Source organism: Neobacillus mesonae (assembly GCF_023715155.1).
Taxonomy (GTDB): Bacteria; Bacillota; Bacilli; order Bacillales; family Cytobacillaceae; genus Neobacillus; species Neobacillus mesonae_A.
Genome location: NZ_JAMBNQ010000012.1, coordinates 56,699 through 77,793, shown reverse-complemented (window position 1 = coordinate 77,793; position 21,095 = coordinate 56,699). Strand labels below are relative to the sequence as shown.

Here is a 21,095-nt window from a genome sequence, read left to right as displayed (position 1 = left end):
GTCAATTTGGGTTAACGATAAAATGATAACTTTGCACAAAGCAGGTAAATGTGTTTCCTGTATTGACAACCGCCGGCTCGGTAACTCACGTTACGATGCGGCTTCAAATAGAGCATTTAAAAATGACAAACGATCACCATCCATTGTTGAAATTAGCAGTGTCATTACAATGTACCGATTAAAATGATGATGGCAAAACCACTAACAAGTATTTTTAGGCGGATCAAGATTCACTTTTTTTAGAATGCATAAGATCAATTCTTATTTGGTCGAGGCATTTAGGCTTTATCTTTTACCTTTTCCAATGACTTGTTTAATTATTAATTACATACTTTATAGGAGAATAATAATAATAAACATTAAAATTACTTTTATATGTGCCGTACCTCACAGTTTATTACTGAAACTTATTCTATAATACACAGAGAAAATTTCCCATTTAGCTAAAGTTTCTTTAAAATAATGTGTAAATATTGGAAATTTTCAATGAGAACGAAGGGGGATTATAATGAAACAAGGATCTAGACAGCTCATCGTTCAGACGACAAGCCTTGTAGTAGGATTTATGGTATGGGTCATTATTTCATCACTAATGACCTATATTAAAGAAGACATTCATCTTTCAGAAACACAAATATCTTGGGCAACAGCAGTGCCTGTCATCCTCGGTTCCCTGCTTAGAGTACCTATTGGATTTTGGGCTAATCGTTACGGGGCAAGGATATTATTTGTTATTAGTTTTATTCTATTACTAATACCTATTGCGATTATCAGTTTTGCAAATTCGTTTTTTATGCTTATATTAGGGGGTTTTATGCTAGGAATAGGCGGTGCTGTCTTTTCAATTGGTGTAACCTCGCTGCCTAAGTATTATCCAAAAGAAAAACATGGGTTTGTTAATGGTATTTATGGCGCCGGAAATATCGGAACAGCCATTACATCTTTCTCTGCTCCTGTATTAGCAAATATGTATGGATGGAGAATAACTGTTCAAATTTTTTTAATAATTGTTTTAGTTTTTTCGGTTATCAATTTTATTTTCGGTGATCGAAAGGAACAAAAGGTAAACAATTCTTTTATTTTAAGCCTTAAACAAGTTTATCGGAATCCTAAACTTTGGTTCCTAAGTTTATGTTATTTTATTACCTTTGGTTCTTTTGTTGCTTTTACCATTTATTTACCTTCCTTTTTAGTGAATCATTTTGATTTAAGCAAAGTTGATGCCGGCCTTCGCACAGCAGGTTTTATTGCCTTGGCGACAATTTTTAGACCTGTGGGCGGATGGCTCGGTGACAAAATTAATCCATTTTTAATTTTAATGGCCGTTTTTTTTAGTTTGACATTTGCAGGATTTCTGCTGTCGTTTACTCCATCACTGCCAATTTACTCATTTGGCTGTTTGTTAGTAGCTTTCTTTGCTGGAATTGGCAATGGTGCTGTTTTCAAGCTTGTGCCATTATATTTTTCACACCAAGCCGGTATTGTCAACGGGGTTGTTTCTGCAATGGGCGGATTGGGAGGTTTCTTCCCTCCGATTATCTTAACAATCCTATTTAATTGGACCGGACATTATGCCATTGGATTTATGTCTCTTTCTGAGTTTTCATTAGCCACTTTAGTTTTGGTTGTTTGGCTTTACTATCTCGATAAGCTTGAAATTTCATCCAAAATCGTAAATCATGCACCAGAAGGTATCATGCTCACAGACCCGAATGGCATTATTCAAAAAATAAACCCAGCATTCACAAAAATCACTGGTTATTCAGAAGAGGATGTGATTGGCAAAACCCCTAGTGTTCTTCAATCTGGAGAACATGATAACAAATTTTACGAAGAAATGTGGGCCCGCTTAAAGAAAGAAGGATTTTGGGAAGGCACCATTTGGAACAAACAAAAAAATAATGAAATTTATAAAGAATGGCTGACTATAACTGCCATTAAAGATGATGCAGGGGAAACAAAGAGTTACGTTGGAATGTTTAAAGCAGAAAATGATAAACCAAAATTGTAATCTAATTTGTCAAAGAGATCTTCATTCGTGAGGATCTCTTTTAATTTTGACAACTTTACGTCAAACGGCGTTTGTTCACATATCCTTCACCAATTTTGTGACGTTCATCACAATTTTAAGTTGACCATCTGGTTTATATTAGCATCGTTAACTTTAATTATAATAAAATTTAAACCTTAAATATTGGAGGAGAAAAAATGGCGCGGATTACGTATTGGAATCCAGAGGATGAAAGGTTCTGGAAGGCTGAAGGAAAAAAACATGCTGCAAGAAATTTATGGATCTCCGTCCCATCATTAATGCTTGCCTTTATTGTTTGGCAAATTTGGTCGGTGGTCGCCATTAGACTTAATGATATTGGCTTTCACTATACCGAAGAACAGCTATTTACACTTGCTGCTATTCCAGGGCTTGTTGGGGCAACACTTCGGTTTGTATATACTTTTGCTGCCGGCACAATGGGCGGGAAAACCTGGACTGTCATCTCAACTGCAGTTTTAGCAATACCCGCTATTGGAATTGGCTTTGCCGTCCAAAAACCTGAAACTCCGTTTACGGTAATGCTTATATTAGCAGCGCTTTGCGGCTTGGGCGGAGGAAATTTCTCTTCCTCCAGTGCCAATATCAGTTTTTTCTTTCCAAAGAAAGAAAAAGGTACTGCACTTGGAATTAATGGCGGATTAGGTAATATGGGGGTTTCAGTTGTTCAATTTATAACACCATTGGTTATCACTTCAGGTACATTTGCTTTTGTCGGTGGAAGTCAAACTTTATCAAACGGAAAAGAAATCTGGATTCAAAACGCTGCTTTTGTTTGGGTGATTCCAATTGTTATTGTTTCCCTTCTGGCCTTATTCAAAATGGATAATGTACCAGGTGCAAAACAGTCGGCTGCAGATCAATTTGTTATTGTGAAACGAAAACATACTTGGATTATGACCATTCTTTATATCGGTACATTCGGCTCATTTATCGGTTATTCAGCAGCATTCCCGCTGCTTTTAAAATCACAATTCCCTGAATATATTCAGCTTGCCTTCTTGGGAGCATTAGTTGCTGCAGGAGCTAGGCCAGTCGGCGGGTGGATTTCTGATAAGTTTGGCGGTGCGAGGGTAACAGCGTATGTATTTGTGATCATGTCTATTGGTACTCTAGGGGTTATCTATTCCTTAAATGCAAAACAATTTGCCGGCTTCTTAGTTTCATTCTTAATTTTATTCTTGGCATCAGGAATTGGATCTGGTTCGACATTCCAAATGATTCCGAACATTTTTGTCCCAAAAGAAGCGGCGCCGGTTATCGGCTTTACCGCGGCATTTGCTGCTTACGGCTCATTCTTAATTCCGAAGCTTTTTGGCTGGTCTATTAAGGCTACCGGATCTTATGTTACAGCATTCTACTTCTTTATTGGTTTTTATATCATTTCCTTTACTTTAAACTGGTACTATTATCAAAGAAAATCAACTGCGGCCAAAGTCATTGCCAAACAAGCCGGCTAATCCGGGGGTTAGCTAGAAAAAGACGCAGCCGTCGAAACTGCGTCTTTTCATTTTTATTCAAACCCGTTCGATAGCAACAGCACATGCTTTATATTCTGCCGTTCCGGAAATCGGGTCATATTCATTTAAGGTTAATACATTGGTCGGAGTTTCATGCCAATGGAAGCTCATAAACACTAGACCTGGCAAAACCTGTTCCGTTAACTTGGCTTTGACCTTTAGATCTCCCCTGCGGGATCGGACCTGAACAACTTCCCCATCCACAATCCCTAACTTATGCGCATCTAAATTGGTATGCCTCATCCCGAATATTTGTCTCGTTTTTAAGCGGTTTTTGCTGGTAATAGGATATTAAAGGTTGTTCCTTTATTTAATTCACTTTCAACAAATACCTTGCCATTATGGCTTTCAATTATTTTAAAGCTCATCATTAAACCTAATCCGTTCCCTTGTTTTTTTGTTGTAAAAAACGGTTCTCCTAATTTCTTTAATTTCTCCTTAGGGATACCGATGCCGGAATCCTGAATCGAAATTTGTACGTTATTGTCATGGAACATCGTTTTAACATAGAGGTCTCCGCCATTTGGCATTGCTTCCATTCCATTTTTAATAAAATTCAAAAAAACTTGTTTTAAACGATTTTCATCACATTCAATTTGGATGACTTCCTGGCTGCAGTCAAAGTGCAGTCTGACATTCTTTTTCCTTGCTTCAAAACCGAGCAGGGAGACAACATTTTTAATGACTGGAACAATATTCTTTTCTTCGAGCTCCACTGCTTTTGGTTTTGCCAGCACCATAAAATCTTCGACAATATTATTCACGCGTTCAATCTCATCTAGAATAATATTTAAAAATTCCAAGCGTTCAGGGTCCTTTTCATCTAATCGCAGAAATTCTGTATACCCCTTCATCGATGTCAGAGGGTTACGGATTTCGTGTGCCACTCCTGCAGCTAATTGTCCTACTGCTGCGAGTTTATCCTGGCGGTGAAGAACCTCTTCGGTTTTCTTCCTTTCGGTTATATCTGTACGAATAGAGAGATATTGATAAGGTTTTCCCTTCGAATTAAAAAACGGAACAATCGTTGTATCCACCCAATAGATGGAATGATCTTTCGCCCGGTTACAAATTTCACCATGCCACACATTTCCCTGCCCAATCGTCCGCCAAAGATCCTTAAAAAACTCCTTTGAATGATAGCCTGAATTCAAAATTCGATGGTCTTTCCCTAAAAGTTCTTCTTCAGTGTACTTAGAGATTTCACAGAACTTCTCATTAACGGAAGTAATCCTGCCCTTCTCATCAGTAATGGCTACAATTGAAGCCTGATTGAGTGCAAAGGTAATATCCTTTATTTCCTTTGTGGACTCAATCAAATTTTTTTCTGCATTTTTCCGCTGCGTTATATCTGAACGAATCGCAATATATTGAACGGGTTTTCCCTTTTTATTTAAAAATGGAACAATAGTCGTATCCACCCAATACATTACTCCGTCCTTTGCCTTATTTCGAATTTCCCCCCGCCAAATCTTTCCTGCTTGTATTGTCTGCCAGAGGTTTTCAAAAAATTCTTTAGGGTGATGACCTGAATTTAATATCCGGTGTGTCTTACCAATAATTTCTTCCTTTTTATATTTTGAGATTTCTTCAAATTTATCATTAACATATTGAATAATCCCATGCCGGTCCGTAATAGCAACAATACTCGATGCATCAAGAGCAGCTTTGATATCTTTTAAGTTTGTATCTGATGCCGCCAATTGCTTACTTATTAATGTACTTGATACTAAAAGTCCGCCCATAATTAAAACTGACACTATTAATACTAAATAAATAAAAAAAGGGCTTTCCGATAACGTCCCGCCTGCTCCTTGATTCGTAGTAACCATTACCATTGCTTTTTTTAACAAAATATGTCCTTCGGCAATTGCACCGGACATGATCAAAGCACTGGCCGGCTTTAGCCAGGCTTGATTTTCTTTTGAAAGGCTTGATGAATATAGAATCCACAAAGAAAACAAAAATGAAGCAAAAATCAATACACTTGAAAACAAAAATAATGGAACATTATAGTGAACCGTTACATTCATTGCATAGATTCCAATTATATGGATAGAAATCACGGCCATGGTTAAAAACAGACTGCCAATAACTAAATGATAAAAGTGAACAACCCTTCCATAAAAAGGTATAAAGGCCATTCCTGAAAAAGCAATGCCTATTAAAATAGACAAGAACATTAAGGAAATATGATAATTGGCAAACAGTACTGCATCTGTCGCAATGAAACCCATAAAATTCGTAACCCAAATACCAATCCCCATAGATAAAGCTGCACTCAAAAATAATAGTCTTTTGTTTTGTTCAGAAGTTCTAATTAATATATACATATCTAACGCTGTATATGAAGCCATTATCGTCAAACCAATTGCGATAATGAAGAAAAATGGATGAAATGAATCAAAAATGGTATCCATTAACCTGTATCTCCCCCAGACATATTCCTTTTCTACTACGATTTTAATGGAAAGAATTCTTTTATGGAAGTGTTGAATTGTATAAATGTTTATTCGCACTATTATCTTTGCCGTACTTTAACTAAAAAATAGGTATTTAGGACAATTGCATTATTTTCAAAAAAACTGAAAATTTTTTAAAAAAGTCCTACACATTTTATTTTTTTTAGTTTATACTGTACTATAACAAAGGTTATATAAAATATCTGTATTAATAAAGGAGCGGTTCGAAATGTTAATGAGTCCTGTTGAATTTTTTCGCAATCTTCCTAAAAAGGAATGTCCTGAATGTGGTCAGCACATGGAAGAACAAGCTGAGTGCTACATCATGGAATGTGATCGTTGTTTATCAAAAAAAGAAGAATAATTAGATTTTTTTACAAAAACTGTATTATAACAAGAGTGCAAATCATAAATTGTACCGATAAAGTGAGGGGATTACAATGTTAATGAGTCCTGTTGAATTTTTTCGCAATCTTCCAAAGAAGGAGTGCCCTGAATGCGGTCAGCCCATCGAAGAGCAAGCTGAGTGCTACATCATGGAGTGTGATCATTGTTTATCCAAAAGAGATGAATAATTAGATTTTTTTACAAAAACTGTATTATAACAAGAGTGCAAATCATAAATTGTACTATTAAAGTGGAGGGGATTAAAAATGTTAATAAGTCCTGTTGAATTTTTCCGCAATCTTCCAAAGAAAGAGTGCCCTGAATGCGGTCAGCCCATCGAAGAGCAAGCTGAATGTTACATCATGGAATGTGATCATTGTCTTTCCAAAAAAGTAGATTAAAGATATTTTTTTGCATTATCTGTTTTATAACAAAACTAAAATACTTGAACTGTATTATTAAAGGGGAGGTTTTTAATTATGTTAATGAGTCCTGTTGAATTTTTCCGTAGCCTTCCAAAGAAAGAGTGCCCTGAATGCGGTCAGCCCATTGAAGAGCAAGCTGAATGTTACATCATGGAATGTGATCATTGTCTTTCCAAAAAAGTAGATTAAAGATATTTTTTCGCATTACCTGTTTTATAACAAAACCATAATACTTGAACTGTATTATTAAAGGAGAGGTTTTTAATTATGTTAATGAGTCCTGTTGAATTTTTCCGTAGCCTTCCAAAGAAACAATGCCCTGAATGTGGTCAGCAAATGGAAGAGCAGGCTGAATGCTACATTTTGGAATGTGATCATTGTTTATCCAAAAAAGACGAGTAACCAAAATCTCCAGAAAAACTGGAGATTTTTTTTCATTAGGGAAGGAATAGGCAGGCATAAACGATTCCTTGCCGGTAAAACCTTTACATAAGGAGATGATTTATGTGGCAAACAAGGAGGATTATCTTACAACTGCTCCTGAAAAGCAGCAAATGTCAATTAATACAGGTTCCAAGAATATCCCTGGCGATTCAGTGGATGAACATAAATACCTTGAAGAGGCTAATATCATTATTACAGGTGATGAAATTCGCCAGCAAAATGAAAATTTATAAGGAATTTTATAAGGAATTAAAACATTTTGAAAAACATAAAAGACTGTCTGGTCAATCGTTACGACAGTCTTTTGACTTCCATTAAATTTTTGGCAGAACACGAATTTCTGGCATCATTTCACTGCCGCACATTGGGCAAAGTAAGTCATCTGCTGCAAAATCCTTTCTCATCCAGCCTATACAAGAATCAACAATACAAGCGAAAACTTCGGTATCTTCCAGAACTGTTTCCATTTCTTCTTCTTTTGCTTTTCTACCGTAAAAAATGGGTACCGCCTCCTTTTTCTTAGTATGTCCAACCAATATATGTTTTATTTTTCAAATTAGGAGGTAAAAGCTATGTCTTCAAATAAAATCCAATATGCAATTGTCGGGACTAATATTGATGAAGTTAAGAGATTAAATAGTGAGTCCGGGCTCAGCTACAATGAAATCAAGCAGGTTTTAGCACAATATTATGAGCAAAAGAAGAAATAGGGAGGAAATTCCTCCCTATTATAATACCGTATATTAACCATATAGCTGAGTTTAAGCAAATACAAATACTATCGAAGTTACAATTTATTGAGTATTATCTCGATTCTTGTTATATCTGTCCCTTGAGCGGTACTGCTGCGGTGCCCTGGTTGGATATCTAAGCGGAAAACTAAACATGTGAACAAGTCTTGTAAACGGGATTGCCGCAAACAATAAAAAGGCAAGAATGACATGAACTTTAAATAGGGTTGGCACCCCCAGCATCAGCTCAGATAGCGGATTAAAAGTAAATAAACTTCTAAACCAAGGCCCAATTGAAACCCGATATTCATAAGAAACCACTGTTGTATTATAAATGAGTGTCATATAGGTTCCCATCCCTGCAACTAATAGCAATAGGACAATTGTAAAATAATCCCCAAATGAGGTATGGGTGCGGACCCTTGGCAATGAGAATTTCCGAATTAACATGACAACCAATCCAAATACAACCATCAATCCAGCAACACCGCCGCCTGCAATCGCAAAGACATGATAAGTATGCTCATCAACTCCTATTGAATCATAAAATCCCTTTGGAATAAGCATCCCCATCACATGTCCAATAAAGGCAAAGATAATCCCATAATGGAACACAACAGAAGCTATACGCAGCCACTTCCTGCTAAATATCTCTGTCGATGGAGCTGTCCAGCTTTTACCACGAAAAACAAAGCGGTAAAAGGTCGCCACAATTAAAACCGTACCACAAATATAAGGGAAAATAATCCACCAAAAAAGTTCCTCCAAATCTAACTCCAGCCTCCTTCATGAAATGATCTGCCAGCCTAGCTTCAACTTCCCCTATTCCTGCATTTCTTTCTTAATCTATAAATCGGCAGCTGCCAATCATCTTTACTGATACATCAATGGATATGGAAGCTCATCTTGGTCTGCCTGCTCCCGCTGATATTCCAGTAAAGTGATTTCTTCCTTGCACGGTGCCTCGAAGACATAAGTGGTTAAGAGCCCAACGGCATGATAGTATGGGCTGTTTTCTGGAAGCCCATTATGAATCCGATGAATGGCATAAGCAAGCCTCCTTGAAAGAAGGGCTATACTTTCCAGTTCCGGCGCGAATGCCAATAGCTCCAGTAACATCGGAATATAATCGGCCAATTCCTTCCCTTCATATTCAAAACCACTCTCGACAATCAGCTTTTGCAGTTTAATCAGGGCTGCTCCGCGCTTTTTACTGTCCCCCAGCTCATGTGCGGTTAAATATAAATTAGCCGTATCCTTATAGTCAAAAGCCGCCACATAAATTTCTTGCAGCTCTTCGATTTTTAGTTCGTAAAGAGGATTAATACTTTTTAAAATGTGCTCTTTTTTCTCTTCAGATGAAATTGATTCACGGATACTTTGTTCTACTAATGAACGTTCCTCATTCATTCGATTGTCTGGATAATCCAAAATCCGGGACAGCACAATCAAAATAATTTTTTCCTCATCACTCATTGTGCATCACTTCTTTCAAACGGATAAGTCGCCATTCCCTCTGGTGGTGCCAAATCTTCAATGCTGCAAGCACCCTGCTTATAATGTAAATCTTCCTTCATTTCACGACGGCCGGTTGGGATCACAAAACGTTCATTATATTTCGCTACACCGAGAAGCCGTGCCATATCCTCGAGTTCCTCTGCTGAGGTCTCTGCTTCCTTAATCAATTTATTTAATTTCATTTCGTCAAAACCACCCACGGTTTTTGATCGCATATGAACGCGCATTGCTGCCATTTTTAATAAGACCCTGCGAATGACTTTTGTATCATCTGCTGCTAAAATGGAAGCTAAATACTCCATTGGAATCCTCATTTGATCGACAGCAGGAATATAACCGTCTGCACTTAATTCATGTTCATTTGTAATATGATTCATAATCGGACTAAGCGGCGGTACATACCATACCATCGGTAATGTCCGATATTCAGGGTGAAGCGGCAGTGCAATTTTCCATTTCAGCGCCATCTTATAAATTGGAGATTCTTGAGCGCTTTGGATCCAGCTATGATTTATTCCCTGTTCTTCAGCTTTCTCAATAACCTCAGGATCAAAGGGATCTAAAAAGACGGAAAGCTGAGCCTCATACAATTCTTTTGGGTCTTTAACTGAAGCTGCATCCTTTACACGGTCAGCATCATACAAAACGACTCCGATATAACGGATTCGCCCAACACAGGTTTCGGAACAAATGGTTGGCAGGCCCGCCTCCGTGCGCGGATAGCAAAAATTGCATTTTTCCGCTTTATGGGTATTCCAATTGTAGTACACCTTATGGTAAGGACAGCCATTCATACAGAAACGCCAGCCGCGGCAGGCATCCTGGTCTACAAGAACAATCCCATCTTCTTCCCGTTTGTATAAAGCACCGGAAGGGCAAGATGCAACACAAGAGGGATTCAAGCAATGTTCACATATTCTTGGTAAATACATCATGAACGTTTTTTCATATTCCATTGCAATGTGCTCCTGCAGCTTACGGACATTCGGGTCCATCGGCACTGTTTCACTACCGCCTGCAAGATCATCATCCCAGTTAGGTCCCCATTCTGGTTTGTCCATGTACTGTCCTGTAATCATCGACTTAGGGCGGGCAACAGGCAAGCTGTCACCTTTTCCCCTTTTATGGAGATTTTGAAAATCATATGTCCAAGGTTCATAAAAATCGTCCAGATCGGCCATGTTCGGATTATAAAATATATTGGCAAGCTTTGACAGCGGACCGCCTGCTCTTAAATGAAGCTGTCCATTCCGCAGGACCCACCCGCCTTTATAACGGTCGGTATTTTCCCATTCTTTCGGGTATCCTGGACCAGGGCGGGTCTCAACGTTATTAAACCAAACGTATTCCGTACCAGGCCGGTTGGTCCATACATTCTTACAGGTTACTGAGCAAGTATGACAGCCAATACATTTATCAAGATGCATGACCATGGCAACTTGTGCTTTAATTCTCAAGCCAATCAACCTCCTTCATCGGCCGGATAATTGCTAATGTGTCACGTTGGCTGCCTGTCGGCCCATAATAATTAAATCCATAGCTTAATTGAGAATAACCGCCTATCATATGAGTGGCTTTAGGATATATTCTCGTTACACTGTTATGTGTTCCTCCGCGGACTTTATTTATCGTATTTCCCGGAACCCCCATTGTCCGGTCTTGTGCATGATGCATATAAACGGCACCAGGCGGCATACGGTACGTAAGTACAGCCCTGGCTGTAACAACTCCATTCCGGTTATAAACCTCAATCCAATCATTATCCTTAATTCCAATTGAAGCAGCATCTTTCTCGTTCATCCATACAACCTGCCATCCGCGGAACAGCTGAACCATATTGGTTGTATCGGTAAACATCGTATGAATCCCCCATTTCTGATGAGGCGTCATGTACCTTAAGGTAATTGATTTCCCACCATTTTCTACTTCTTTTTCAGACTTAATAAACGGTCCTTTGTTGATTGGCGGAATATAGATCGGGAGCCCCTCTCCAAAATCAAGCATTACCTCATGATCCAGATAAAAACTTTGCCTTCCAGTAAGTGTATGCCATGGAATATGAAATTCCTTATTTACTGTAAAAGGCGAGTATCGGCGGTTATCATTTTCAAGCCCGCTCCAGACTGGAGTTGAAATTGCCTGCCGCGGCTGCACTGTTAAAGCATCTAATGTATAATCCTCTTCTTCCCTTCCTTCTGAAATATGTCCTAATTTTTTACCTGTCTTCTCTTCCATGGACTTCCAGCCTTCAACAGCCCGTTTTCCATTTGTTGCACCTGACATAAGGAGAATGGCATTGATTGCCTTTTTATCAGAATATAAATCAGGCTGTCCTTTACCAATTCCCTCATGCTTTGAAGGTCCTAATCGGTCTTGTAATTGCTGATACACTTTATCTCCAGGAATTTGTACACCTTTTGTCCCGTAGCCTTTTTTAATATTGGGTCCGACCGTAATCCACATATCATATACATGTGGATAATCACGATGAACGATATTGAAGTTCGGCATTGTTTTACCTGGAATTCCTTCTACTTCGCCTTTTCGCCAATCCTTAACTTTCCCAAATGGCTGGGCAATCTCATTTACCGTGTCATGCGCCAGCGGGGACATTACAAGATCCTCCTGTGCAGGCAGATGATCCTTGGCCAGTTCAGAAAAAGTCTTCGCTATTTCCCTAAATGCATCCCAGTCACTTCTTGTTTCCCATGGAGGACTGATGGCTGCATTAAACGGATGGACAAATGGATGAAGATCCGTGCTGGAGATATCATATTTTTCATACCATGTCGCTGCCGGCAAAATTATATCAGAGAATAGGCCAGAACTTGTCATTCGGAAATCCATACTAACAAATAAGTCAGTCTTACCCTCAGGCGGTTTTTCAGAAATCTTCACCGTCTCCGGCTGCCATGAGGTTTCAGCCTCTGATAGCACCGAGTCGGTTCCACCGATTAAGTGCTTTACAAAATACTCATGCCCCTTCCCGCTGTCTCCGAGCAGATTCGAACGCCAATTGAAAAATACACGCGGGAAATTTCTCGGATCATTTGGATTTTCAATCGCAAAATCCAGCTTTCCTTCTGTCAATTGTTTAGCAATATCTGCGACAACAGATTGATCGTCATTATTCCTCGAACGAGCTTCTTTCAAGACATCCAGGGAATTCTGAGACATTTGCGGAAAGCTGGGCAGCCAGCCGAGTCGAGCTGATAAGGCATTAAAATCAGCAGGATGCATTTTCGCATATTGACTTCCCCAATCGGTTTGTGAATCGTCAAAATCATATTCATACCGAAATTGCTCGGTTACAAAATAGAAAAACGAGGTCCCGTTCATAAACCGAGGTGCTTTGACCCAGTCATTTGCAAAGGCAATTTGCGAAAACCCTTCTAACGGCCGGACTTTTTCCTGTCCAACATAATGTGCCCAGCCTCCGCCATTCACTCCTTGTGATCCTGTCAATAACACAAGGTTCAAAATTGCGCGATAAATTTGGTCACTATGGAACCAGTGGTTTGTGCCGCCGCCCATTGCAATCATGGACTTTCCTTTGGTCAAAGCAGCATTTTCAGCAAATTCCCTTGCAACTTGAATAACATGTTCTTTTTTCACACCTGTAATACTTTCCTGCCATGCAGGTGTATAAGGTTTTTCAGAATCATTAAAATCAGCTGGGTATTCTCCGTTTAATCCTCTGCCTACCCCTGTATGGGCTAACAGTAAATCGAATACAGTTGTAACCGTTAATTCATTTCCCGCTTTATCTTTTAAGTATTTTACAGGTACGGCCCGGAAAATTTTCCCGCCGGCTTTTTCTGCAAAATAAGGAAATTCCACCATTGCCACATCATCTTTTTCATTCAGAAAACTTAACATAGGGTTGATCTCAGAGCCATCTTCGGCAGTCAAGTCCAAATTCCATTGGCCGCTTCCGTCCCACCTGAACCCTTGACTCCCATTCGGGATTGCCAGACCTTTTGAGTTCTCATCCCAAACAACTGTTTTCCATTCACCTTGCTTTTGTTCATCTGAAAAATCAGATGCCCTCAGGAAACGGTCAGAGCGGAAAGCCCCCTTTTTCTTATCCAGGATGACAAGATAAGGTAAATCTGTATATTGTTTAACATACTCAACAAAGTAGGGTGTCTTTTTATCAACATAAAATTCCTTTAAGATGACATGAGTCATGGCCATTGCAAGCGCTCCGTCTGTTCCTGCTTTTGCAGGAAGCCACATATCCGCAAACTTATCATATTCAGCATAGTCCGGACTTACGCCCACGACCTTTGTACCGTTGTACCTGGATTCCACCATAAAGTGTGCATCCGGTGTTCGAGTCTGTGGAATATTGGTACCCCAAATAATAAAATATTTGGAGTTATACCAATCTCCGCTCTCGGGCACATCCGTTTGATCCCCCCAAACCTGCGGCGAGGCCGGCGGTAGATCTGCATACCAATCATAAAAACTTAAAATGGTTCCCCCGATTAAGGATAAAAATCTTGTTCCTCCCGCATAACTGACCATCGACATTGCCGGGATTGGACTAAATCCGGCAATTCGGTCAGGTCCATACTTTTTGATTGTATAAATAGAAGCTGCCGCGATCATTTGACAAATATCTTTCCATGTTCCACGGACAAAGCCCCCTTTCCCTCTAGAGGAAACATACTTTTCTCGTTTTTGAGGATCGGAAACAATATTTTCCCATGCTTGAATCGGGTTCCCTGCATTCTGAAGCTCTTCTTGCCATAATGCGTAAAGATCACCACGAACATATGGATGCTTTACCCTTGTAGGACTGTATGTATACCAGGAAAAGCTGGCACCACGTGGACACCCGCGCGGCTCATAATCTGGGAAATTATCACCTGTTGATGGATAATCGGTCTGCTGGGTCTCCCACGTAATAATGCCGTCCTTTACATGAATCTTCCAGCTGCAAGATCCTGTACAATTTACGCCGTGTGTCGAACGGACTACTTTATCATGAGCCCATCTGTTTCGGTATACCGATTCCCAATCTCTCGGCCGGGGATTTTCCTCTGTCCATCCATCGTTAATCCTCTCACCACGGACAAGGTGCCGAAGTGAATGAAGCAGATTATTCTTTTTCTTCTCCATTTATCGTATCCCTTCCTTTCAGGAAATCTCCTAATGGGTTAAAATCCTCCCCCAATAGACGAAATGAATCTTCTGCCGACTGAAATTCATTCATAAAAATATTCCAATTTGCCGAATTAGCCGCCGCTAATATTAGACGCTGCAGGGTATTCATATCATCGATCTGGTAAATTTGCTCAATTAACTCCCCAGAAACATCTCCAAATCTCATCCTTAATACGGCAATTAAGTCTTCCCTGTCTTCAACCAGCATGGTATCTGATTCGAATGAAAACAAACTTTCTCAACTCCTTTATAACCCTATTACCATTGTCATAGTTTCATCATTTTATAATAGTCTGATATTAATTGGGCTTTGCATTTCTCTGCTGCTTCCTCGAAAAAACGAGTTACTTCTTCATCAGGGTTTTCAGCCTGTTCCAAACTTACATATGTAGAAATAGACTGTGAGAAATCAGAAGTAAACTTCAAATGAACTTCAAGGCCGGATTCGTCCGTTAAAACAGTTCCCTGAACATCATGTGGATGAAGGTTGAGGGCTGAAAATGTATCAACCATTGTTTTATAAAGTTTCGGTGCTGCAAACCTTAATAATTTCCCCTCGATTTCACGATTATCACTCATTTTATTTCACCTGCCATTACTCCCTATTTTTGCCTTTTTTATGTTTCGTTATTTCCTAGAAGTTTATTCATCTCATCTTCATTATGTATTTCATCTATAATCACAAGACAATCCAATAACGTAATCATCTGCTTATTGACTTTCTGTATTTCTAAGTCCATCTTTATTTTCTTTACTATACGACGCATTAAATCATGGTCACGGGTCAATTGGGTAACGAGAGTTTCTAATCCTGGGTTTTCTTCGGCCAATTCTTTATATAACCCTTCTTCTTCAGCCTCTGCATGTTTTAGGGTCCTGGATTCCCAATGTTCAATTATTACTTCTGCAACCTGTACTGCCTTATTTTTTTCTCCATCTTCAAGGCATCTTTGCAGTAGACTTCTTAATTCCTTTGCCTCATTTAATGCAGCCTCATGAATGGATGAATGAGCGTCGACTTTCTTTAAACTTGGTCCAGACATTTTAATTCTCCTTTCTATTACAACTAAAGTAGTTGTAATATTTGTATGCTTTATCATAAGACTTACCCTCAAACAGTTTCCATAAACCAAATAACGTAATTTAGTGATAATTATCTTTAAAATATGGGCTATCCTCCATATAACTAAAAAACCGCTGGATAATTTTTTTCTTTGTTAATTTTCGATGCTGAATTCTTTCTATCACTACCTCAATTGACTCCTGCTCGTCAATTAAATTTAAATCGCCAGCTGCCTTTATTATCTACCCCCATTCGAATTCATTCCCAATAATAGGTTATCGAAATAGAGCAAATAATTACACTATTTTGCTCATTTCTTTCTAAACCGCTCAAAATTAGTTTGGGCGGCAATATAGTTACTCCGGGATTTAAACCATTCTGATATTTAAAAAATTAAAATACCTATTGTTAACCTTGTTCACAATTTATCCATATCATTTTCCAATAAACTTCTTTATCTTAATATACGAGGAGGTATCATGATGAAAAAGATCTATTTAATATGCGGTTTAACGATATTCATTGGAATCGCAGCTGGAATCTCATTCTTCCTAATTCGTGATGCAAATGCCGCTATTCCGTCTAATGTAACGTTAATCAATCAAAATGGTAAACAATATACGTTTGGAAAAGATAAAACCAAGTTAAAACTTGTAGAATTTATTTATACCCATTGCCCAAACGTATGTCCGACAACTACACAAAAAATGGCTGGCTTAAAGCAAAAACTTGAACAAAAAGGAGTTTTTGGAAAAGACATAGAATTTATCACCATCACAATTGATCCCTATCGTGACACACCTAAGGTTTTAAATAACTACATGGATGGGTTTGGAATAGAAAATGAGGATCATTGGGTGTTTTTAACAGGTAAAAAGGAAGATATAAAAAACGATCAGAAAAACATCGAAAAAATTGCAAATGCCTTGCAATTTCAATATAAAGACCCTGGCAACGGACAGTTCATCCATACAACTTTTACCTATTTAGTAGATAAAGACAATAAATTCGTTGCCAAGTTTCCAATGGGGAAAGATTTTAATCAAGAGGATGTCTACCAGAAAATAATAAATAAGATTGATTAAGTAATAAGAAAGCGTAAACGTCTTCAGAACAAGCACAACTTATTCGAGGCTGAAAATGGCCAGGTACTGAAGCTGGACAATATAAAAAAAGCGGTTAGTCACTAGGATTAATCGCTTTTTATACCTATTCTCTTATTAATTCACAGATGAAGGATAATTTTTAAGCTGTTGTAAAGATAAATGGTAATTAGATTTTGGTTTCGTTAAACTTGCTTTTATTCCTGCTTCTTTTAATTTGTTAACAAGTTCAGTAAGCTGCTTTTTAGCCACACTCTTCACCTTCTTCAAATCCTGCTATCATTCATTCTACAACAAAAATATGAATAAAGTGTGAAAACCTGAAAATTTTTTTGAAAATTTATCCCGTTTTAAGCCTACCCCAATCAGGTTTGGACTGACTCTTTATCGATGCATGCAGCAACATATTAGGTTCAGCACAATGGGACAACAATCTGCAGGGGTTGAAAGAAACCTCTGATTTAAGTTTCACATTATCTGACTGTGCCTATTTTGAAATATTCGCCCTTCCCCCTTTTTAATGGTATAATGAACAACAATATGTCTTTTGGAGGATATTTAACATGATTACCGTAAGTAATGTTAGTTTAAGATATGGAGATCGTAAGCTTTTTGAAGATGTGAATATTAAATTTACACCAGGAAATTGCTATGGTCTAATTGGGGCAAATGGTGCTGGTAAATCAACCTTTATCAAAATTTTATCTGGTGAAATTGAGCCCCAAACAGGTACAATACAGCTTGACCCCAATGAACGGATGGCTGTTTTAAAACAGAACCATTTTGAATATGAAGAATTTCCAGTATTGAAGACTGTTATAATGGGTCATGCAAGATTGTATCAGGTCATGCAGGAAAAAGATGCGATTTATATGAAAGAAAATTTCACTGATGAAGATGGAATGAGAGCTGCGGAACTGGAAGGTGAGTTTGCAGAGCTGAACGGCTGGGAAGCAGAATCAGAAGCTGCCATTCTATTAAAAGGACTTGGGATTGAAGAGGAGCTTCATGATAAAGCAATGGCCGAATTAACTGGCTCAGAAAAGGTAAAAGTGCTGCTCGCACAGGCTTTATTTGGAAGACCTGATGTACTGCTTCTCGATGAACCGACTAACCATTTGGACATTAAAGCCATTCAATGGCTGGAGGAGTTTTTAATTAACTTTGAAAATACGGTAATTGTTGTATCCCACGACCGTCATTTTCTCAATAAGGTTTGTACACATATTGCTGATCTGGATTTTGGTAAAATTCAAATCTATGTCGGCAACTATGATTTTTGGTATGAGTCCAGCCAGTTAGCGCTTAAAATGGCACAAGACGCAAATAAAAAGAAAGAAGAAAAAATGAAAGAGCTTCAAAACTTCATTGCCAGATTCAGCGCAAACGCATCAAAATCAAAACAGGCAACTTCAAGAAAGAAACTATTGGATAAAATTTCACTTGATGACATTAAACCGTCTTCCCGCCGCTACCCATATGTAGGTTTTACACCTGAACGTGAAATTGGAAATGATTTATTGCGGGTAGAAGGGTTAAGTAAAACGATTGACGGTGTAAAAATACTTGACAATATCAGCTTTTTTATGAACAAGGGAGACAAGATTGCCTTGGTTGGGACAAATGAAATTGCCAAGACTACCCTTTTCAAAATTTTAATGGGTGAGCTGGAGCCTGATAGCGGCAGCTTTAAATGGGGAATTACCACTTCACAGGCCTATTTTCCAAAGGATAACTCCGAGTATTTTGAAAATAGTGAGTTAAATCTTGTAGACTGGCTCCGCCAATTTTCCCCTAATGACCAAAGCGAAAGCTTTTTACGCGGGTTCTTAGGAAGAATGCTTTTCTCCGGAGAAGAGGTATTAAAGAAAGCAAGTGTCTTATCCGGCGGAGAAAAAGTTCGCTGTATGCTCTCAAAAATGATGTTGAGCGGGGCTAATGTCCTGCTGCTTGACGAACCGACAAACCATTTAGATCTGGAGTCCATTACTGCCCTCAATAATGGTTTGATTAATTTTAAAGGATCCATGCTGTTTGCATCGCACGACCATCAATTTATCCAAACGATTGCAAACCGCATTTTTGAGATTACACCAAATGGTTTCATCGACAAACAAATGAGCTATGATGAATACCTGGAAAATACCGAACTACAAAAACAAGTTGCAGATATGTATAAATAATCTTACGGGCACCTTTTCGAATGGTGCCCTTTTCATTTTAACCTTAATATCTCTTCTGTTTTCTTCTGGAGGACGATGCTTCTCTTGCACCTGTTTCCATATTTGTGGTCCCCTGGCCTTCAACCTGCTGGGAACCAAGGCCAATAGTAGATGGATCGGCCTTTCGTTTACTTCGTTTACCCATTCACAAACACCTCCCACTATATCTTTTGATAATATTAAAAACAATATTCCTGAATATTTTCATTGTACTTAGGCATCATAATTTTTAGAGGAGGTGTTTTGTATGGCAAAGATTGGAGTAGAACAATCTCTTACAAATGTTCAGCAGGCTTTACGTGAAAAGGGTTATGATGTGGTGGAACTAAAACAGGAAAATGACGCGAAAAATTGTGATTGCTGCGTTGTCACAGGACTAGATTCCAATGTGATGGGAATGCAAGATACCGTTACGAAAGCATCGGTTATTGATGCAAATGGAATGTCCGCTGATGAAGTTTGCCGTGAAGTTGAAAGCAGACTTCAATAAATATTCTTTTAAAGACTAAAGGATTTCTTTAGTCTTTTTTATTAGACTTAAAATTAATTTTTGGTCCTTGTCTATCTTCAGCTGGACTCTCTTCCTTTTTTTCCCTTTTTTCCTTTTCTTGTTTCTCTATGTCTTCTTCATCCATCTTTGGTGTGAATTCACTTCCATATGTTGCTCCAATATTTAATTTACCTTTAAGTTCTTTGATACCGAGCTGACCAAAATTATTATTTAATTCGTATTTATCTAATATAATCTTTTCAATATTGATTTTTTCGATAATTATAGGAGCATCCTTTGTTTTTGCGTCCTGTTCAGGTTCATTTTGATTTTGATTTTGATTTTTAAGTCCATGGAGGGCCTCCTCCAGTTCCTTTATATTCAATTCTAATATGGACAATTTTTTTCTTATTTCATTTTCAGTTTCATTTTTACGGAATAAAATGAAAAAGTTTTTTAATGACATAGCATTTTGACGCTCCTTTAATCAACCCTTACTTACATGTATATGGTGAATTGTTATGAACATGTACAAAAGACGCATTAGTCAATCGGTATGATTTCACCACGGTCAATGTTTCTTGGGTAACGAACCATTAATAGTCCATTCCAAAACTTTGCACTTATTTCATTCGGAGCGATGGTATCAGGCAATGTAATCTGCCGCTGAAATTCCCCATAAAATCTTTCGGAATAGGAAATATTTAATTGTGGATGAAGCGGTTGTGCCTTTCCTTTCACTGTTAGAATATTTGCGTTCAAACCAAGCTCAACATTTTCTTTTAATACTCCGGGCAGTTCGATGATAATAATGACTTCTTCTTCTCCTTCTAATAAGTCAATTGCCGGAAACGACTTTTCCGGGTTTTCTTTCCTGGCAGACTGTTGATTAGAGGTATTGAAAGGGGGAGTCATCTGTTGTTCATTCATAAATTGCTTTGCAAATTCCTGGTCAAATATATTCCCCCAGAAATCACCTCCTTGCATATTTTTAGCCAGTTCCATCCATTGCTTTAACTTTTCCATATCCATCTTACTCCACCCCCTTTTATCTAAAGAACATATAAAAATTCTTTCTTATTACTACATCATACTGTTGTTTTAGTAAATTTAAGCCAATTTTCACTCACTTGTCTCATAAACAGCCAATCCCTGCATATATTTAAAAGCAACTGTAAGGAGGAGATGACATGCCCGCTCCAGCACCATATATTAATATTAATATATTTATGATTAAAATTAATTCCTTTGAAAATGCTTCTGCAGTCAATATTGGACAAAACCTTTTGGCTGAGTGGCATAATTCCGATAAAAAAAATCAGGGATACGGTCAAAATTTTGGAGACCATAGTGATTTTCTTGCAACCAGAAGTTTTGTAGATGACCGTGATCAGATTGATTCACCGTCTTCCTTTGAATCTGCTTCTCCCGCTTTTGACGTATGTAGAAATGAAGATTCTATTCAAAGCGGTCCTAAAAAATAGGCAATGAGAGACTGAGACTCTCAT

General features: G+C 38.2%; 28 protein-coding genes. 14 read left to right on the top strand and 14 right to left on the bottom strand.

Translation table 11 applies throughout. From position 1 onward, the window contains the following. Positions 1-22: 22 nt before the first annotated feature. From M3183_RS12495 to M3183_RS12485, 3 genes are all read left to right on the top strand, one after another. Positions 23-187, top strand: a complete 165-nt coding sequence (locus M3183_RS12495; protein ID WP_251470101.1) for a hypothetical protein — start codon at positions 23-25, stop codon at positions 185-187. 321 nt (positions 188-508) lie between these two features. Next, the gene (locus tag M3183_RS12490; RefSeq protein ID WP_251470099.1) at positions 509-2,011 is read left to right on the top strand and encodes a nitrate/nitrite transporter; all 1,503 of its coding nucleotides are present in this window, start codon (positions 509-511) and stop codon (positions 2,009-2,011) included. 197 nt (positions 2,012-2,208) lie between these two features. Then, positions 2,209-3,510, top strand: a complete 1,302-nt coding sequence (locus M3183_RS12485; RefSeq protein ID WP_251470097.1) for an MFS transporter — start codon at positions 2,209-2,211, stop codon at positions 3,508-3,510. Between the two features lie 57 nt (positions 3,511-3,567). On the opposite strand, the gene M3183_RS12480 is transcribed toward M3183_RS12485, so the two are convergent. Together M3183_RS12480 and M3183_RS12475 are read right to left on the bottom strand one after the other, a co-directional pair. Continuing rightward, a complete protein-coding gene (locus tag M3183_RS12480; protein ID WP_251470095.1) occupies positions 3,568-3,813 on the bottom strand; it encodes a molybdopterin dinucleotide binding domain-containing protein in 246 nt (81 codons plus the stop codon). 20 nt (positions 3,814-3,833) lie between these two features. After that, positions 3,834-5,990: a PAS domain S-box protein gene (locus tag M3183_RS12475; RefSeq protein WP_251470093.1), complete on the bottom strand. Its 2,157-nt coding sequence runs from the start codon at positions 5,988-5,990 to the stop codon at positions 3,834-3,836. A gap of 271 nt (positions 5,991-6,261) precedes the next feature. On the opposite strand from M3183_RS12475, the gene yhfH (M3183_RS12470) reads away from it, so the two are divergent. From yhfH (M3183_RS12470) to M3183_RS12445, 6 genes are all read left to right on the top strand, one after another. Continuing rightward, the gene (gene yhfH / locus M3183_RS12470) at positions 6,262-6,396 is read left to right on the top strand and encodes a protein YhfH (RefSeq protein WP_251470090.1); all 135 of its coding nucleotides are present in this window, start codon (positions 6,262-6,264) and stop codon (positions 6,394-6,396) included. 76 nt (positions 6,397-6,472) lie between these two features. After that, complete coding sequence (yhfH, locus tag M3183_RS12465; protein ID WP_251470088.1) at positions 6,473-6,607, top strand: protein YhfH; 135 nt, start codon at positions 6,473-6,475, stop codon at positions 6,605-6,607. A gap of 78 nt (positions 6,608-6,685) precedes the next feature. Then, complete coding sequence (gene yhfH / locus M3183_RS12460) at positions 6,686-6,820, top strand: protein YhfH (protein ID WP_251470086.1); 135 nt, start codon at positions 6,686-6,688, stop codon at positions 6,818-6,820. A gap of 78 nt (positions 6,821-6,898) precedes the next feature. After that, a complete protein-coding gene (gene yhfH, locus M3183_RS12455) occupies positions 6,899-7,033 on the top strand; it encodes a protein YhfH (RefSeq protein WP_251470084.1) in 135 nt (44 codons plus the stop codon). A gap of 78 nt (positions 7,034-7,111) precedes the next feature. After that, positions 7,112-7,246 (top strand): protein YhfH, encoded by a 135-nt coding sequence (yhfH, locus tag M3183_RS12450; protein WP_251470082.1) that lies wholly within the window; start codon positions 7,112-7,114, stop codon positions 7,244-7,246. 104 nt (positions 7,247-7,350) lie between these two features. Then, a complete protein-coding gene (locus tag M3183_RS12445) occupies positions 7,351-7,521 on the top strand; it encodes a hypothetical protein (protein WP_251470081.1) in 171 nt (56 codons plus the stop codon). A gap of 81 nt (positions 7,522-7,602) precedes the next feature. Here M3183_RS12445 and M3183_RS12440 read toward each other — a convergent pair whose 3' ends face one another. Beyond that, positions 7,603-7,824 carry a cold-inducible protein YdjO-related protein gene (locus tag M3183_RS12440; protein ID WP_464513950.1) on the bottom strand — a complete coding sequence of 74 codons (222 nt, stop codon included), beginning with the start codon at positions 7,822-7,824 and terminating at the stop codon, positions 7,603-7,605. Between the two features lie 36 nt (positions 7,825-7,860). On the opposite strand from M3183_RS12440, the gene M3183_RS12435 reads away from it, so the two are divergent. Then, positions 7,861-7,998 (top strand): hypothetical protein, encoded by a 138-nt coding sequence (locus M3183_RS12435; RefSeq protein WP_251470075.1) that lies wholly within the window; start codon positions 7,861-7,863, stop codon positions 7,996-7,998. A gap of 84 nt (positions 7,999-8,082) precedes the next feature. Here M3183_RS12435 and narI read toward each other — a convergent pair whose 3' ends face one another. The 7 genes from narI to M3183_RS12400 form a co-directional block, all read right to left on the bottom strand. Further along, positions 8,083-8,787 carry a respiratory nitrate reductase subunit gamma gene (gene narI / locus M3183_RS12430; RefSeq protein ID WP_251470073.1) on the bottom strand — a complete coding sequence of 235 codons (705 nt, stop codon included), beginning with the start codon at positions 8,785-8,787 and terminating at the stop codon, positions 8,083-8,085. 105 nt (positions 8,788-8,892) lie between these two features. Next, entirely contained in the window at positions 8,893-9,495 is a 603-nt protein-coding gene (gene narJ / locus M3183_RS12425; RefSeq protein WP_251470071.1) for a nitrate reductase molybdenum cofactor assembly chaperone, read from the bottom strand. Next, on the bottom strand, positions 9,492-10,994 hold the full coding sequence (gene narH / locus M3183_RS12420) for a nitrate reductase subunit beta (RefSeq protein ID WP_251470069.1): 1,503 nt from the start codon (positions 10,992-10,994) through the stop codon (positions 9,492-9,494). Before narH ends, narJ begins: the two co-directional genes overlap by 4 nt. After that, positions 10,984-14,664 (bottom strand): nitrate reductase subunit alpha, encoded by a 3,681-nt coding sequence (locus M3183_RS12415; RefSeq protein ID WP_251470067.1) that lies wholly within the window; start codon positions 14,662-14,664, stop codon positions 10,984-10,986. Before M3183_RS12415 ends, narH begins: the two co-directional genes overlap by 11 nt. Then, on the bottom strand, positions 14,645-14,941 hold the full coding sequence (locus tag M3183_RS12410; RefSeq protein ID WP_251470065.1) for a hypothetical protein: 297 nt from the start codon (positions 14,939-14,941) through the stop codon (positions 14,645-14,647). Before M3183_RS12410 ends, M3183_RS12415 begins: the two co-directional genes overlap by 20 nt. Before the next feature lie 35 nt (positions 14,942-14,976). Next, entirely contained in the window at positions 14,977-15,288 is a 312-nt protein-coding gene (locus tag M3183_RS12405; protein WP_251470064.1) for a hypothetical protein, read from the bottom strand. Between the two features lie 38 nt (positions 15,289-15,326). Continuing rightward, positions 15,327-15,752 carry a hemerythrin domain-containing protein gene (locus M3183_RS12400; protein WP_251470061.1) on the bottom strand — a complete coding sequence of 142 codons (426 nt, stop codon included), beginning with the start codon at positions 15,750-15,752 and terminating at the stop codon, positions 15,327-15,329. Positions 15,753-16,251: 499 nt separating this feature from the next. Between M3183_RS12400 and M3183_RS12395 the strand changes: the two genes are divergently transcribed. Beyond that, the gene (locus M3183_RS12395) at positions 16,252-16,857 is read left to right on the top strand and encodes an SCO family protein (protein WP_311315370.1); all 606 of its coding nucleotides are present in this window, start codon (positions 16,252-16,254) and stop codon (positions 16,855-16,857) included. A 135-nt stretch (positions 16,858-16,992) separates the two neighbouring features. On the opposite strand, the gene M3183_RS27105 is transcribed toward M3183_RS12395, so the two are convergent. Beyond that, the gene (locus tag M3183_RS27105; protein ID WP_285879564.1) at positions 16,993-17,127 is read right to left on the bottom strand and encodes a hypothetical protein; all 135 of its coding nucleotides are present in this window, start codon (positions 17,125-17,127) and stop codon (positions 16,993-16,995) included. A gap of 311 nt (positions 17,128-17,438) precedes the next feature. On the opposite strand from M3183_RS27105, the gene M3183_RS12390 reads away from it, so the two are divergent. Continuing rightward, positions 17,439-19,058, top strand: coding sequence for an ABC-F family ATP-binding cassette domain-containing protein (locus M3183_RS12390; protein WP_251470058.1), 1,620 nt, complete (start codon positions 17,439-17,441; stop codon positions 19,056-19,058). A 43-nt stretch (positions 19,059-19,101) separates the two neighbouring features. Here M3183_RS12390 and M3183_RS12385 read toward each other — a convergent pair whose 3' ends face one another. Further along, positions 19,102-19,242 (bottom strand): YuzL family protein, encoded by a 141-nt coding sequence (locus M3183_RS12385; protein ID WP_251470057.1) that lies wholly within the window; start codon positions 19,240-19,242, stop codon positions 19,102-19,104. A 102-nt stretch (positions 19,243-19,344) separates the two neighbouring features. On the opposite strand from M3183_RS12385, the gene M3183_RS12380 reads away from it, so the two are divergent. After that, on the top strand, positions 19,345-19,587 hold the full coding sequence (locus tag M3183_RS12380) for a YkuS family protein (protein WP_251470055.1): 243 nt from the start codon (positions 19,345-19,347) through the stop codon (positions 19,585-19,587). A gap of 28 nt (positions 19,588-19,615) precedes the next feature. On the opposite strand, the gene M3183_RS12375 is transcribed toward M3183_RS12380, so the two are convergent. Both M3183_RS12375 and M3183_RS12370 read right to left on the bottom strand, forming a co-directional pair. Beyond that, positions 19,616-20,053, bottom strand: a complete 438-nt coding sequence (locus M3183_RS12375) for a hypothetical protein (protein WP_251470053.1) — start codon at positions 20,051-20,053, stop codon at positions 19,616-19,618. A 77-nt stretch (positions 20,054-20,130) separates the two neighbouring features. Beyond that, positions 20,131-20,619 carry an Hsp20/alpha crystallin family protein gene (locus M3183_RS12370; protein WP_251470051.1) on the bottom strand — a complete coding sequence of 163 codons (489 nt, stop codon included), beginning with the start codon at positions 20,617-20,619 and terminating at the stop codon, positions 20,131-20,133. A gap of 158 nt (positions 20,620-20,777) precedes the next feature. On the opposite strand from M3183_RS12370, the gene M3183_RS12365 reads away from it, so the two are divergent. Then, a complete protein-coding gene (locus tag M3183_RS12365) occupies positions 20,778-21,071 on the top strand; it encodes a hypothetical protein (RefSeq protein WP_251470049.1) in 294 nt (97 codons plus the stop codon). Positions 21,072-21,095: the final 24 nt, after the last annotated feature.